The following is a 14874-nucleotide window of genomic DNA, read 5'->3' as shown; positions in this document are numbered from 1 at the left end:
CTACAGATAAGAATCGAACCCCTTACACCTGCCTTGCAAAGGCGAATCATGGTGCTGTTCAACCGCTTACGGTCCTGTCCAGGTGAGAAAGGGCACAACCGTGGTTAACAAGAGTTATCTGTAACTGTGGTTGAGTTGTGGTCAGCGTGTCATCAGTCTGCGAGGCCAGGGTTTCTTGTCGTACGGAGTCATCGGCGTAGCAACGACGCCGAAATGGGAAGACCCTTGGAGTCGAGGTGCTCGACCAATTCCCCAACAGTCATGGGCGGATTCTTGTAGGCGGCAGCCGCTTCACTCACTGCCTGGTGCATGAGAGCCCCGTCGAGGTGATAGATGTCTTGCAGGAAGGCGTCTGGATGCTTGGCTTCAATCCGGAACTTCGTGAGCTCGTCAGGCGGAAAGTCCTTGAGGTTCGTTGTGACGATGACTTGGGCGCCAGCCAAAATTGCAGCGGCGAGTACATGGCGGTCGTCCGGGTCGGGCAGTGTCAATGCGGGCACAAGTGTTTGTATAGCCTGTGTCTCGACCAGGCAGTCGGGGACCGCCTGACACATCAATTTGCGTGTACGAGCGAGCTTGTTTGCGTCTAAACCAGGTTGTTTCTTGCTGATCGAGTCGAATACCTCGTCCAAAATCAGTTCCGACCAGCGGGCACGATTAAGTCCCATCCGTGCAACGCGGATCAAGACATCGCGTAGCACAGATGGGAACAGGACGTTCGCGTCATAGACGACTGTGAAGGTCAGTAGAGTCCTAACTCCTCGGTCAGTTCGGTCAGTTCGTCTGCAGCCTTCTTGGTGTCGAGTTCCATCCGTCGTAGGTACTCCCGGACAGATGCCGCCTGAATGCGCCTGTGCGTACCAACCTTTCGGTACTCGATGGCACCCTCTTCTACGAGCTTGATCAGGTGCGGCCGCGAGACGTTGAGCATGTCGGCAGCCTGCTGGGTTGTCAGCTCGGCGTGATCAGGCATTACTGCGACCGCTCGGCCGGCCGCTGCGCTTGCAAGAATTTGCCGCAGAATCTCGCCGAGCCCGCGGGGTAGCCTGACAATCTTTGCGTGACCTTCGATAGTCACGTCAACAGCCTCAGCGGACTGCGTAGGCTCATCGAGGATCTGGTTTAGAGCGCACAGCGCCTGGTTTGCCAGATCTGCGTCGATCGTGGTGTCCTCTTGCTCGATTCCTCTAGACCGCTTTCCTCGGGCCTTCCTGGTTTTCTGGGGTTCTTTAGTGGTGGCCATATCTGCAATATACGAAGCAAACGCAATGGACGCAACGCCGTATTTGGCATCTACCTGCGGATTTACCGATCCTCGGACTTTTAAAAGGCCTAGTAACGTCTGCATTGTCCCGAGGTAAGCAACGACCCTCGGAACGTGCAAAGCTCGCTTAGTTGCGCTTGTAGAGGCGCCTACAGGCCGGCCTGTTGCGCATGCGGCCGCCGATTTGGCCCAACAATGGTGTGATTTTGATCACATTATTTGCTTGTTGTTAGTGCTGCGCGGTATGGGCCTAGCTCAGCAGACCGTTAGTATCAGTCGTGCCACCAGCCCCAACTACAACGTTGCAGGCGCATTGAATCGTCGGCCGGCGGCGCGTTGACGTAGCGGATCCGCCGATCTCGCAGTGCTTCGGCGGTCGTCCCCAACACCCGCTCCTGCGCCGACAGCTCGCCGGCCAAGTTCGCTTGACTGTCATGCACCAAGCCAGCGATCCGGATGGTATCGAACGCGAACTCCCACGTCGGCCGCGGTCACAACACGCAGTGTGGCATCGACGACCAGACCGCCCACATCGCCCGGGTCCGCGGCTACCATCGGCGGCCGTTGATCCGCTGCGCCGGCAGCTTCGGACCGCGGGTGAACGGCACGTTTGGCACCTCGGTCCGCTCGTGCACGAGTCTGTTTCGGTGCCGCGCGAGCCCGTCAGGCTTCGGTTTCGGACCCCGAATCCCCGTGTCAACACCCCGATTCCGGCGGCTATTTGATGTACGAGGGTCTCCCCCCAGGAGGCGTGGGCGGCGTCGCGCGTGACGGCCGCGATGAACTCGCTCATGTCGCGCGCGTTGTCGGTGATCTCTTGTGCGCGGCTGATCTGCTCGGTGGTGGCTTCGGGCGTCGCGCCTGCGCTGGCGTCGATCGCGTTGATTGACACATTCCAGCGGGCCATCCTCGCGCCTGCTGCGACACCGCCCACGGTGCCGTCGTTGTTGACCGACTCGATCCCGAACACACCATCCGCCAGCTCGGCGGCTCGGTATCAGGTGTTGAGCAAGTGGGTGACGCGGCCATCAACGCCCCATTAACTCGCGATTGTGGTCAAAATGCGGTCAACGAGACCGATTCGACGGCGACGCAGCCGCCAGCAGATAGCGCTTGACCTGCGGTTTTAACTTGTGGAGCCTAGGGGAATCGAACCCCTGACACCTGCCTTGCAAAGGCAGTGCTCTACCAACTGAGCTAAGGCCCCTCTTCATGGTTCGGTGCATGGACAGAGGGTGGATCTGGCTCCATGTGCCACACCTCGACGTCGCGTCGTGATCGCACTACCGCCGCCAGCGCAGCGATCGCCGCCAGCGGCACTGCGAGCTTCACGCAACGTCTCAACGGGTACATGGTCGTGGGCCTAGGAGGACTCGAACCTCCGACCTCTTCGTTATCAGCGAAGCGCTCTAACCGCCTGAGCTATAGGCCCGTACTCGCGTACGGCCGAGCGACGAGACTACCGCAATCGCCGCCCGCCACCCAAACCATAGTGGCGATCGCGAGCGCGGCGCAGCCGGGCGCAGCCGCCCGCCACCCAAACCCTAGTGGCGATCGCGAGCGCGGCGCAGCCGGGCGCGGCGGGTCGCCACGCATCCAACCTAGTGGCGATCGCAAGCGCGGCGCAGCCGGGCGCAGCCGCCCGCCACCCAAACCCTAGTGGCGATCGCGAGCGCGGCGCAGCCGGGCGCAGCGGGTCGCCACGCATCCAACCTAGTCCCGGTCTGCCAACGTCACTTCGATACCGCCGATCAGATCGGTCGTCAGGTTGTAGACGAACGCCGCGATCGTGGCCATCGCGGTCATCAGGACGATGTTGACCAGGCCGATCAGGACAGCGCCACCGAAGATCGTTCCGCTGGAGACAAGTTCTCCGCTGCTGCCGCTGGTGTTGTTCAGCAGGTCGCCGACATTGCTGTTCAGTTTCGCCCAGACACCCATGCCGCCAAGCACCAGATAGAGGAACGCAACAGCGATCATCCACACAAAGAACAGCGCCACCGACAGCAACAGCGACACCTTCAACGTGCTCCACGGGTCGATCCGCCGGATCTGCATGCTGGCGCGCACCGGACCGCGGGCTCGTCGGGACGACACCTGGACCCGGGATTCGCGGGCCTCTCGGGCGTCGGGGCTCCCCGGACGAGCGGGGCCCGACGACATCTCCGGCTTGCGTAGCGTGGCCCGCGGAATTGGCCCGGACAGGTCGGGCAATTCGCTGGCATAGGCCTCTGCGGGCGGGACCTCGCCCCGCGGCGGTGAAGCATCCGGCTCTGGCGGTGCCGGCTTCACGGGTGGGCCTGCCGACGGTGCCGAGGTGCCGGTGATGAAGCGGTTAAGCCGCGCATCAACGCTGGAGGGCGCCCGCACGTCGGTAGGCGGATCGGCGGCCGGGCGATGCGCCGGTTGGGGCGGTCTAGTCGCACCGCGCTGCCATGGCGGTGAGTCTCCGGCATCCGGTAGGCGGCCAGGTCCGGTCGCCGCCCGGTGAGCACCGGCGCGCTCGACCGAACCATCCCCATTCGAGTTGTCGCACCAATTGGAGGTGTCCGGCTCGTTCGGTGAAGTCACCCCGACTCCTAACATATGTACCCAGGCCGCTGAGCCTAATTGCCCGGCTCCGCCTGGGGCCGCGATGCGGTTCGCATCGTCGTCGGGCTGAGTCTAATTGCCCGGGCTTTCCCGCGGCCGGTCCACCGTCGGAAATTGTCGCCTATTGGGTATCGGGCTCGCCCTCGTTGTCGACGTCGTCGGCGCTTTCCTCGGCGTTACGGGCGATCGCCAAGAGTGTGTCGCCCTCACCCAAGTTCATAAGCCGAACGCCCTTGGTCTGCCGTCCCGCCTTGCGGACCTGGCGCGCCGCCGTGCGGATGACGCCGCCTCCCGAGGTGATCGCGTACAGCTCACTGTCGTCGTCGACAATCAACGCCCCGACCAGCCTGCCGCGGCGACGGTCGTACATCACGGTCAGCACGCCCTTGCCGCCGCGGCCCTGCACCGGGTACTCCTCGATCCCGGTGCGTTTGGCATAGCCTCCCGACGTTGCGACCAGCAGGTAGGTGCCTTCGCGCACCACGTTCAACGACAGCAGTCGGTCGTCGGCGTTGAACCGCATGCCCTGCACACCGGAGGTGGCGCGGCCCATCGGACGCAGCGCCTCGTCGGTCGCCGAGAACCTGATGGACTGCCCGTTGGCCGAAACCAGCAGCAGATCGTCGTCGGCCGAACACAGCACCGCCCCGACCAACTCGTCGTTGTCACGCAAGTTGATCGCAACGATCCCGCCCGAACGGTTGGAGTCGAAGTCGGTCAGCTTGGACTTCTTGACGAGGCCGTTCCGCGTGGCCAGCACCAGGTACGGCGCGTCCTCATAACCGCGGATCTGGATGACCTGGGCGATGCGCTCCTCGGGTTGAAACGCCAGCAGGTTGGCGACGTGCTGACCGCGCGCCGTTCGAGACGCCTCCGGCAGCTCATAGGCCTTGGCCCGATACACCCGACCCTGGGTGGTGAAGAACAGGATCCAGTCGTGGGTTGAGGACACGAAGAAGTGCCGCACGATGTCGTCCTGCTTGAGCCCGGCACCCTGCACACCTTTTCCGCCGCGCTTTTGGCTGCGGTACAGATCGGTCTTGGTGCGTTTTGCGTATCCGGTCTCGGTGATAGTGACGACGACGTCCTCGCGCGCGATCAGATCTTCGTCACTCACGTCGCCGTCGGCCGCGATGATCCGGGTGCGACGGTCGTCGCCGTGCTTGTCGACGATCTCGCCGAGTTCGTCGCGCACGATTTTTCGTTGCCGCTCCGGCTTGGCCAGGATGTCTTCCAGGTCGGCGATCTCGGCCTCGATCTTGGCCAGGTCGTCGATGATGCGCTGGCGTTCCAGTGCCGCCAATCGGCGCAGCTGCATGTCCAGGATGGCTTGCGCCTGGATCTCGTCGATGTCGAGCAGCTCGATCAGGCCGGCACGGGCGATGTCGACGGTCTCCGACGCGCGGATCAACGCGATGACTTCGTCCAGCGCGTCGAGCGCTTTGACCAGCCCGCGCAGAATGTGGGCCCGCTCGTTGGCCTTGCGCAGCCGGTAGGTGGTGCGGCGCACGATGACGTCGAGCTGATGTTCCACGTAGTAGCGAATCAGCTGGTCCAGCCGCAACGTGCGTGGCACCCCGTCGACGATCGACAGCATGTTGGCGCCGAAGCTGGTCTGCAGCTGCGTGTGCTTGTAGAGATTGTTCAGGACGACCTTGGCCACGGCGTCCCGCTTGAGTTCGATGACGATGCGCAAGCCCACCCGGTCGCTGGATTGATCCTCGATGTTGGAGATGCCGGCCAGCTTGCCGTCGCGGACCTGCTCGGCGATCGAGGTGATGAAGTTGTCGTGGTTGACCTGATACGGCAACTCGGTGATGACCAGCGAGGTTCGCCCACGCGAATCTTCTTCTACCTCAACGACTCCGCGCATCCGGATGGAACCGCGGCCGGTCTTGTAGGCATCGGAGATGCCCTGGGTTCCCACGATCAGTCCGGAAGTGGGGAAGTCGGGGCCTTTGACGCGTTCCATGACCGCGGCCAGCGTGGCCTCTTCGTCGGCCTCGTAATTGTCCAGCGCCCAGAACACCGCGTCGGCGAGCTCGCGCAGATTGTGCGGCGGGATGTTGGTGGCCATGCCGACCGCGATGCCGCCCGAACCGTTGGCCAGCAGGTTGGGAAACCGGCTGGGAAGCACCGTCGGTTCCTGCACCCGTCCGTCGTAATTCGGGATGAAATCGACTGTCTCCTCGTCGATTTCACGCAACATCTCCATCGCGAGCGGGGTCAGCCGTGCTTCGGTGTTGTGGCTAACGAAGCCGTTGGTCAGGAAGGCATGGTCATCGGTGTCGACACGCAGGCTGTAGACCGGTTGGACACCGGCTTCGGTCACCGAGGCGACCCGCGCGTAGTAGAACCGGCCATCGGTGAGGTCGGTGGCGATGGCACGCACGTCGGGATCAGCAATGTGCGACAGAATTTCCGCGCCGCGGGTGCGCCAGCGCTGGATGCGATCGATGTTGTTGCGGTTGAGCCAATCGCGGTCGGCCCACGAACCTCTGGCATGGTTACGGATGAACGAAGACAGTCCAGGAACGTGATCTCCATCGCAACCGGCACACGGTGGCATCGCACCGAGAATCTTGGCTAGCTTGGATTGCTTCGCACTACCGAAACCGACTTGTGTTGCAAACATCTCGGCTTGCGCACGGTTGGTGATGACGACCTTGTGCTCACCCGTGGCGTGCAGGTACCGCCGAGATACCACACCGAACTCGAGGAGCATCTGCTGAACGTCGCCAGCTAGCTGCTCGCTGCGTGTTGAGTACAAGATCTGAATCGTATTGCGCGGCAACGCAGAACACGACCCGTCACCCTCGAACAATGCCTGTAAAAACGCTCGCTTGACAGCGGCGGGGGACTGCCATAGCCAGTCGGGAACGTACTTGTCCGCCGACCGCTGCCCGCACAATTCACCGAGCGCGGTCAGGCTTTGACGGTCGGTTTTGTTCAACTCAGCTCGCGTGTCGGAGACCAAACCCCCGCTGATGAACGCACCCAACAGCCGGGCCTGCATCGTCATGTGCCAGTCAGTGGGCCCGAATTCGGTTGGCGGAGTGCGCTGCAAGACAACATGGTCGTCAGCGCGGATCTCCTCGATCAGCTTCCACAGCAGCGTGGGCACACCGCCGACGTCGACAAGGCACAGCAAGGGGTGGTTCGCGGTGCCGGTGACCTCGTAGCCTTCGGCGGTGCGCACCGTGTAGGTCTGGTGCTCGCCAGAATGGAACAAGCGGTCAATCGCAACGGGGTTGCCGTGCCGGCCGAGGACCTTCAAGTCGACGACATTGTCCGAATTCGGCTGAGCATCTGGAACGACATCGCCGATCCGCACCGACCGCCCAAATGGCAAGCGCACCAACGCATCTCCGGTACAGCAATACCTCATCGCGGCTGGTGGGTCGTTGCCCGGAGAGCCGAAGTTGCCCTGACCGTCCACGAGCGGATACCGCAGCGACCACGGCTGCGCCATGCGCACCAAGGTGTCGTAGATGGACGCGTCGCCGTGCGGGTGGTAGTTGCCCATCGTCTCGGCGACCGACCGCGCCGACTTGGCGTGGCTGCGGTCCGGGCGGAACCCGGAATCGTACATCGCATACAGCACCCGCCGGTGTACCGGCTTGAGCCCGTCGCGTACTTCGGGCAACGCGCGGCCCACGATCACGCTCATCGCGTAGTCGATGTAGCTGCGCTGCATCTCCTGCTGAATGTCAACCGGCTCAATCCGGTCGACTGAATCGTCACCTGGGGGTAGCGTGGTGTCTGTCATGTATTCCTCGCGTTAAACGTCTAGGAAGCGAACGTCTTTGGCGTTGCGGGTAATAAAACTGCGGCGGGCGTCGACGTCCTCGCCCATCAGGATCGAGAACAACTCGTCCGCGGACGCGGCGTCGTCCAGGGTGACTTGCCGCAGCACTCGCACCGACGGGTCCATTGTGGTTTCCCACAACTCCTTTGCGTCCATTTCGCCCAGACCTTTGTAGCGCTGGATGCCGTCTTCCTTGTTGATCTTCTTGCCGGCCTTAAGCCCCGCGTCCAGCAGGCCGTCGCGTTCGCGGTCGGAGTAGGCGAACTCGGGATCGCTGCGCTGCCACTTCAGCTTGTACAACGGTGGCTGCGCCAAAAACACGTGTCCGTTTTCGATGAGCGGACGCATGAACCGGAACAGCAACGTCAACAACAACGTGGAGATGTGCTGGCCGTCGACGTCGGCGTCGGCCATCAGCACGATCTTGTGATAGCGCAGCTTGGTGATATCGAACTCGTCGTGAATACCGGTGCCCAGCGCGGTAATGATCGCCTGGACTTCGGTGTTCTTCAGCACCCGGTCGATCCGGGCCTTCTCGACGTTAATGATCTTGCCGCGCAACGGAAGAATAGCCTGGAACATCGAGTCCCGGCCGCTCTTGGCCGAGCCGCCGGCCGAGTCACCTTCCACCACATAGAGTTCGGACTTGCGTGGATCAGTGGAACGGCAGTCGGCCAACTTGCCGGGCAGACCGCCCAAATCGGTAGCGCTCTTGCGGCGCACCAACTCTCGCGCCTTGCGGGCCGCGATCCGAGCTTGTGCCGAGGACACCGCCTTGTTGACAATCGTTTTCGCTTCTGAAGGGTTTGCCTCGAACCAGTGGGTGAGCTGTTCGTTACACACCTTCTGCACGAAGGACTTCACCTCGGTATTGCCGAGCTTTGTCTTGGTCTGCCCCTCAAACTGCGGCTCGCTGACCTTTACCGAAATGACTGCGGCCAGGCCCTCCCGGATGTCGTCGCCGGTGAGGTTGGGATCTTTGTCCTTGAGCAGCTTCTTGTCTTTGGCGTACTTGTTCACCACAGATGTCAACGCACTGCGGAAGCCCTCTTCGTGGGTGCCCCCTTCGTGGGTGTTGATGGTGTTGGCAAACGTGTGCACCGATTCCGAATAACCGGCGTTCCATTGCATCGCAATTTCGACCTCGTGGCCGGCGCCTTTGCCGTCGAAGTCGATAATGCTCTGCTGGATCGGGCTCTTGGTCCGGTTGATGTGCTTGACGAAATCGACCAAACCGCCGGGGTAGTGGAAGGTACGGTGCTTAACTTTGTGCGGCGCAGACGATTCCGCCGCCTTCTCTTGAGCGGACTTCGGCGCCTCGGCGGTATCGCTGACGACGTCGTCGACGATCTCCTCGTTGCTGACCCGCTCGTCGGTGAGGTTGATCGTCAAACCCTTGTTCAGGAACGCCATTTCCTGCAGTCGACGGGCCACCGTTTCGAAGTCGTATTCGGTGGTTTCGAAAATGTCGGGATCGGCCCAGAACCTGATGGTGGTCCCGGTCTTCTTCGTGGCCTCACCCTGTTTGAGGGTGCCCGGCACGGCGTGGTCGTAGTACTGCGACCACTCGTGTCCGTCGCGCTTGATGTCGACCTCCAGCCGGGTCGACAACGCGTTGACCACCGAAACCCCGACACCGTGCAAACCGCCACTGACGTTGTAGCCGCTGTTTTCGCCACCGAACTTGCCGCCGGCGTGGAGTTGCGTCATGACCACGTCCACCGTCGGGGCGCCGGTGGCATGCATGGCAACCGGGATACCGCGGCCGTTGTCGACGACTTCGACACTGCCGTCATCGAGTAGTCGCACATCGACCTGGGTGGCGAAACCCGCCATCGCCTCGTCTACGGAGTTGTCGACCACCTCCCAGATGAGGTGGTGTAAACCACGCTCACCGGTGGACCCGATATACATGCCCGGGCGTTTGCGGACGGCCTCCAGCCCTTCGAGAACGGTGATCTGTTCCGCGCCGTATCCGGATTGGGGCTTCTTCTTTTGGGCAGCCACGTTCGGAATGCTCTCCTTGGGGTTGCATGCGAGCGGTCCAGTCACCGCAGCGATCGCACCACACCACTCTACCGTGATCGGAGGGCGGCACCGATTCTCTGGGCGCGTTTCTACCTATCTGATTGCGCCGTGCGCTCGATATCTTTATTCCAGCCGCGTCCCGACGTCGGAGATGCGGGTCCGGGTCGTTCTGATGGCTCTGAGCCGCCGCGCGATCTTTGGTCGGTCGGGGCTGTCGGCTCGATTACCCGTACGTGTCGCGCGGCCCCCTGCCCGCGATGTGTCGCGGACCTTTCCGCCACGACGGTGTCACTGGTCCGGTGATTTTCAGCGCTGTCACCACACCGTTGCCGACCGCGCCGGCGATGCGGGCCAGTAGCTGCGCTTGGATGATCCGCAACTGCGTGGCCCACGCGGTTGATTCCGCCGTCACGCTCAACGTCCCGTCGTTGAGCGCGGTCGGAGTGGCGTGGTCGGCAATCTGCTGGCCGACCACCGACGCCCACTGGCCAAGCACCATTCCCTCGGCGACACGTGTGGACCAGCCGCGTTTCTTTGCCAACTCGCGCGTGAGCCTGCCTAAGGGTTGAGGGTCGCGAGCATCGGGCCCCGGTCCCGACCAGCTGCGCCGCTGTCCGGCCACGCGGCGCGGTAGCGGCGGTGCCGCCCTACCGCGACCGGCATCTAATCCCCGAGCGCGGGCGGCGGCCCGGGCTTCCTCCAGGGTCCGCCTGACCAAATCAATCCCCCGGAGCTCGGTTGGCTCACCGCGATCCTCGCCGGCTTGGTCGCCGGCGCGCGTCACCGCCGCACCTCCGAAATGCGCCCACTGTCGCTGTCGTGTAGATCGATGTACACGTGCCTAGCGTCCCAGCTCGCGGGGACATCCTCTAGCACCGCGGCGGTCACCAGCACCTGCTCTGCCGACTGGGCCACCGTGGCCAACGCGTGCCGGCGCTTCGTGTCCAGCTCAGCAAACACGTCGTCGAGCAACAACACCGGCTCGGCACCGTCGGCGCGCAACAACTCAGACGCCGCCAACCGTAGCGCCACCGCCAGCGACCACGACTCCCCATGGCTGGCAAAGCCTTTCGCAGGCTGATCACCGAGGCGCAACTCCAAATCGTCACGGTGCGGACCAACCAAACACACCCCGCGTTCCAGTTCGGCGCTACGCCGCGCCGCCAGCGCGGCCAACAGCCCGGCTTCCAAAGCCTCACGATCGGCCCCGCCAGATTCTCCGCTACCGAACCCGTCCATGCTGGCGCGGTATCCAATCGACGCCGACCGTGATTCCGGTGCTAAAAGTTGATACGCCTTCTCCACTTCCGGAGCCAACTGATTCACCAAATCGATACGGGCGGCCATCAATTCAGCGCCGTGCTCAGCCAGGCGACTGTCCCACACATCGAGTGTGTCCAACCCCTCCCGATCGCCGCGGTAGCGCGCACTGGAGGCGGCTTTCAATAGCGCGGTGCGCTGCCGCAGCACCTTGTCGTAATCGGCACGCACGGCGGCGATCGCCGGACGGCGCACCGTCGCAAGGTCATCGAGGTAACGTCGCCGGTCGGCCGGATCGCCACGGACCAGGGCAAGGTCTTCTGGGGCAAACAACACCGCGCGAAGCACCCCGACCACCTCGCGGGTGCTGCGTACCGGTGACCTGTTCAGCCAGGCCTTATTGGCCCTCCCCGCGGCAATCTCCAGGTCCACCGCACACTCTCTACCCTCGTTGACGACGATAGTTGAGATCACCGCGCGGTCCGCGCCCGCCCGAATCAGCGGCATATCAGTTCCGACTCGATGTGAGCCTAAAGTGCTCGAATACCACAGTGCTTCAACAAGATTGGTCTTCCCAAAGCCATTTGGGCCGACGAACACCGTTCGCCCTAGCTGCAATTCGAGGTCGGCGTGCGCCCAGGAACGGAAGTCACGCAATCTCAAATGCCGGACGTACACCTCAGCCCGGTAGCCGAACCGGCATCAGCAAGTACACGTAGTCGGTCGGCACCGCGGGGAACGGGCCGTTACCTGTCGGCACCGCATCCTCAGCCGACGCCGGCCGCAGCAACGCTGGCTTACCCGGGGTCGTGAAACCAAACGACACCCGCTCGGAGTGCAACGACCCCAGGCCGTCCGTCAGATACGTCGGGTTGAACGCGATCGTCAGCGGCTCACCGGCGTAGTCCACCGCAAGATCTTCCTCGGCTCGTCCCACGTCGTCGGCGCCGGCCGACAGCCGCAACATGCCGTCGGCGAATTCCATGCGCACCTGCGCGCCGCGGTCAGCCACCAACGCAACCAACTTGATTGCTTCGGTCAACTCGTCCACATCGATGGTGGCCACTGCCGTGTGTTCGGCGGGCAACAACTGCCGAAACTTCGGAAATTCCGCGTCAAGGAGCCGAGTGGTGCTGCGCTTGCCGTTCCCGCTAATGCCGAGCAGCCCGTCTTTTCCGACCCCCGGTCCGGCGCCTAGTGACAGCCGCACATCGGAACCTTCGGGGCCGGCTTTGGCGGCCTCGGCCAGCGTCTTGGCCGGCACCAGCACCGAGGCCTCAATGTCGGGCGACAACGCGGTCCAGGTCAGTTCGCGAACGGCCAGCCGGAATCTGTCGGTTGCGGCCAAAACCACCGTCTCACCGGAGATCTCGACCCGGATACCGGTCAGCATGGGCAACGTGTCGTCACGGCCGGCGGCGATAGCGACTTGGCTGATCGCTTCGGCGAACAACTCGGCCGGTAACGTCCCGGTCTCTTCCGGCAACGTGGGCAGCGTCGGGTAATCCTCAACCGCCATTGTCGGCAACGAAAACCTAGCGCTTCCGCAGGTCAGGGCGACGCGATTGCCGTCGACGTAGAAATCAACAGGTTTGTTGGGCAGCGCGCGGGTGATGTCCGACAACAACTTGCCAGATACCAAAACACTTCCAGGAGAAGCTATTTCGGCGGCCACCTGCACTTCGGCGGAAACCTCGTAGTCGAACCCGGAGATCGTCAGGCCGTCTTCTGAGCCGGTGAGCAGCACTCCCGAAAGCACCGGGACCGCGGGCCTGGCGGGCAAGTTCTTGGCCACCCACGACACCGCGTCGGCGAAAGACTCTCGCACCAAACGAAACTTCAAGTCGGTGAGACCACGTGTCGTAGCCGCGTCCATTGCGTCCCTTCACCTACCAGTGAGATCAAATCCAGTGGCTAGCCCCCGCTAGCGTGGGGACTCCCGGTGACGAACGCCGGTGACGTGTAGTCCGCCACGACGACCGTAACGGTAGTCGAACAACAACCGTAGAGCTTCTGGGGCCAACTTGAAAGCTAATCCTTCGCGGTGACAACCACCGCGTGTGGGGCCATCTCGCGGCGCTGGGCGACGCGTGTCCCCAATGCTGTATTTCAACGAACATACAACGAAGAGATCTCAATAACAGTAATAAGGGGTGTGGATCTTGGGGACAGCTAGATCTCAGTGCTGCTAGGTGGCGCGCCAGGTTGTGGATGACTGGCTTGACAACTGTGTGGTCGGTGTTGGGCCGTTGGGGATGAATCACGGTATGCACCGCAACCGCGGGAGTCCACGGCAGTTTGTGTGGTTTGTGCACAGCGTCACCAACAAAGCGTGCATGTAACTGGTGTGACGCGAGGTAGAGAAGTTTTGCAAAGAGGTGCGGCAAATGGCCTGGGGTTAGCGCTTAGAGCGCTGACGGATGCGAGTGGTGAGCTCCTTGACGTGATCGAAGACCTCGCGGCGCTCGGCCATCTCGGACAGGATTTTGCGTTGGGCGTACATGACCGTGGTGTGGTCACGACCGAATGCCTGTCCGATTTTGGGCAACGAGAGATCGGTGAGTTCGCGGCATAGATACATCGCGATCTGTCGCGACTGGGCCAGTGCCCGGGTTTTGCCGGGGCCACGCAACTCTTCGACCGTGGTGTCGAAGTATTCGGCGGTGGCCGCCATGATCGTCGCCGAGCTGATTTGCATCGTGCTGGCGTCGGCGATCAGATCGCGCAGCACGATTTCGGCCAACGCCTTGTCGATCGGCGTCTTGTTCAGTGACGCGAAGGCGGTGACCCGAATGAGGGCGCCCTCGAGTTCGCGGATATTGCGTTCGATGCTGCTGGCGATCAGTTCGAGGACATCGTCGGGCACGGCGAGGCGTTCCATCTGTGCTTTCTTGCGCAGGATGGCGATCCGGGTCTCGAGCTCTGGCGGCTGGACGTCGGTGATCAGGCCCCACTCGAACCGGGTTCTGAGGCGGTCTTCGAGGGTGGCGAGTTGTTTTGGTGGTCGGTCGGAGGAGATGACGATTTGCTTGTTGGCGTTATGCAACGTGTTGAAGGTGTGGAAGAACTCTTCCTGAATACCTTCCTTGCCCTCGATGAACTGGATGTCGTCGACGAGCAGCACATCGACGTCGCGGTAACTGCGCTTAAAGGCGACCTTGCGATCGTCGCGCAACGAGTTGATGAAGTCGTTGGTGAACTCTTCGGTGGAGACGTACTTGACCCGCATCCCCGGGAACAACCGCTGGGCGTAATTACCAGCCGCGTGCAGCAGATGGGTCTTACCGAGGCCGGATTCGCCCCAGATGAACAGCGGGTTGTACGCGCGGGCCGGTGCTTCGGCGATGGCCAGGGTAGCCGCGTGGGCGAACCGGTTGGATGCGCCGATGACGAACGTGTCGAAGGTGTAGCGGCGGTTGAGGCTGGTTCCGCCGGCAGCCGCGGTGTCGGCGCTCTGCGGGCGTTCGGTGAAATAGGTGGGCCAACTCTGGTGAGGACCGCCGAAGGTGTCACCCCCGTCGTCAAACTCGTCGGTGTCTGTCGACAGGTCGATGCCGACGTCATCGGTAGCGGTGAAGGCGTCGGATTGCGACAAAGAGCTGTCTTGGGAGAGCGCGCTGTCGTCGGTCGAGGGCGGAGCGATGCGGACCCCAAGTTGTATTTGGTGACCGAGTCGTCGGCTCAGCGCGTCGGTGATCGGAGTGCGCAGATGACGTTCGATCTCGTTTTGCACAAAGCTGCTCGGCACCGACAACAGAGCAAATCCCTCGACAATGGTGAGCGGTTGCACAAGATTCAACCAAGCTCTTTGCTGCGGGGTCAGGGGGGTGGTGAGGGTGGTACCGGTGCTGGGCTCCCCGTTGAGTTCGGAGACAACGGCGCTCCACACTGTGGCAAATGCGGAACCGGGGTCATCGGTCAA

The 14874-nt window shown here is 62.6% G+C and carries 11 protein-coding genes and 2 tRNA genes; 1 reads left to right on the top strand and 12 read right to left on the bottom strand.

All coding sequences use genetic code 11. The features are described 5' to 3' along the window. Positions 1-188 precede the first annotated feature (188 nt). From AADZ78_RS00065 to AADZ78_RS00055, 3 genes are all read right to left on the bottom strand, one after another. Positions 189-746 (bottom strand): PIN domain-containing protein, encoded by a 558-nt coding sequence (locus AADZ78_RS00065; RefSeq protein ID WP_085252990.1) that lies wholly within the window; start codon positions 744-746, stop codon positions 189-191. Next, positions 743-1243, bottom strand: a complete 501-nt coding sequence (locus AADZ78_RS00060; RefSeq protein ID WP_085252989.1) for a helix-turn-helix domain-containing protein — start codon at positions 1241-1243, stop codon at positions 743-745. The genes AADZ78_RS00065 and AADZ78_RS00060 overlap by 4 nt, the downstream gene beginning before the upstream one ends. A 293-nt stretch (positions 1244-1536) precedes the next feature. After that, positions 1537-1707, bottom strand: coding sequence for a hypothetical protein (locus tag AADZ78_RS00055; protein WP_204080509.1), 171 nt, complete (start codon positions 1705-1707; stop codon positions 1537-1539). A gap of 324 nt (positions 1708-2031) precedes the next feature. Here AADZ78_RS00055 and AADZ78_RS00050 point away from each other — a divergent pair, with 324 nt between their 5' ends. Beyond that, entirely contained in the window at positions 2032-2307 is a 276-nt protein-coding gene (locus AADZ78_RS00050; RefSeq protein WP_085252988.1) for a hypothetical protein, read from the top strand. Positions 2308-2398: 91 nt separating this feature from the next. On the opposite strand, the gene AADZ78_RS00045 is transcribed toward AADZ78_RS00050, so the two are convergent. The 9 genes from AADZ78_RS00045 to dnaA form a co-directional block, all read right to left on the bottom strand. Continuing rightward, positions 2399-2471 (bottom strand) — tRNA-Ala (locus AADZ78_RS00045). 151 nt (positions 2472-2622) lie between these two features. Next, a tRNA-Ile gene (locus AADZ78_RS00040) sits at positions 2623-2696 on the bottom strand. Positions 2697-2977: 281 nt separating this feature from the next. Continuing rightward, the gene (locus AADZ78_RS00035) at positions 2978-3835 is read right to left on the bottom strand and encodes a DUF3566 domain-containing protein (RefSeq protein ID WP_085252987.1); all 858 of its coding nucleotides are present in this window, start codon (positions 3833-3835) and stop codon (positions 2978-2980) included. A gap of 142 nt (positions 3836-3977) precedes the next feature. Then, on the bottom strand, positions 3978-7625 hold the full coding sequence (gene gyrA, locus AADZ78_RS00030) for an intein-containing DNA gyrase subunit A (protein ID WP_085252986.1): 3648 nt from the start codon (positions 7623-7625) through the stop codon (positions 3978-3980). 12 nt (positions 7626-7637) lie between these two features. After that, entirely contained in the window at positions 7638-9671 is a 2034-nt protein-coding gene (gyrB, locus tag AADZ78_RS00025; protein WP_085253043.1) for a DNA topoisomerase (ATP-hydrolyzing) subunit B, read from the bottom strand. Between the two features lie 244 nt (positions 9672-9915). Next, positions 9916-10476 carry a DUF721 family protein gene (locus tag AADZ78_RS00020; RefSeq protein WP_085252985.1) on the bottom strand — a complete coding sequence of 187 codons (561 nt, stop codon included), beginning with the start codon at positions 10474-10476 and terminating at the stop codon, positions 9916-9918. Beyond that, positions 10473-11630 carry a DNA replication/repair protein RecF gene (recF, locus tag AADZ78_RS00015; protein WP_085252984.1) on the bottom strand — a complete coding sequence of 386 codons (1158 nt, stop codon included), beginning with the start codon at positions 11628-11630 and terminating at the stop codon, positions 10473-10475. Before recF ends, AADZ78_RS00020 begins: the two co-directional genes overlap by 4 nt. Before the next feature lies 1 nt (position 11631). Beyond that, positions 11632-12828: a DNA polymerase III subunit beta gene (gene dnaN / locus AADZ78_RS00010; protein ID WP_085252983.1), complete on the bottom strand. Its 1197-nt coding sequence runs from the start codon at positions 12826-12828 to the stop codon at positions 11632-11634. Between the two features lie 522 nt (positions 12829-13350). Continuing rightward, entirely contained in the window at positions 13351-14874 is a 1524-nt protein-coding gene (dnaA, locus tag AADZ78_RS00005) for a chromosomal replication initiator protein DnaA (RefSeq protein ID WP_085253042.1), read from the bottom strand.

It is taken from the genome of Mycobacterium riyadhense (assembly GCF_963853645.1).
In the GTDB taxonomy this organism is placed as follows: domain Bacteria; phylum Actinomycetota; class Actinomycetes; order Mycobacteriales; family Mycobacteriaceae; genus Mycobacterium; species Mycobacterium riyadhense.
The sequence above is the reverse complement of the archived record's forward strand: the minus strand, read 5'-3'. Positions and strand labels throughout refer to the sequence as shown.

What these genes read in the sequence shown, in the direction of transcription:
- AADZ78_RS00060 (WP_085252989.1), bottom strand. Translation starts at nt 1,243, where the DNA reads ATGGCCACCACTAAAGAACCCCAGAAAACCAGGAAGGCCCGAGGAAAG.
- gyrA (WP_085252986.1), bottom strand. Translation starts at nt 7,625, where the DNA reads ATGACAGACACCACGCTACCCCCAGGTGACGATTCAGTCGACCGGATT.
- dnaN (WP_085252983.1), bottom strand. Translation starts at nt 12,828, where the DNA reads ATGGACGCGGCTACGACACGTGGTCTCACCGACTTGAAGTTTCGTTTG.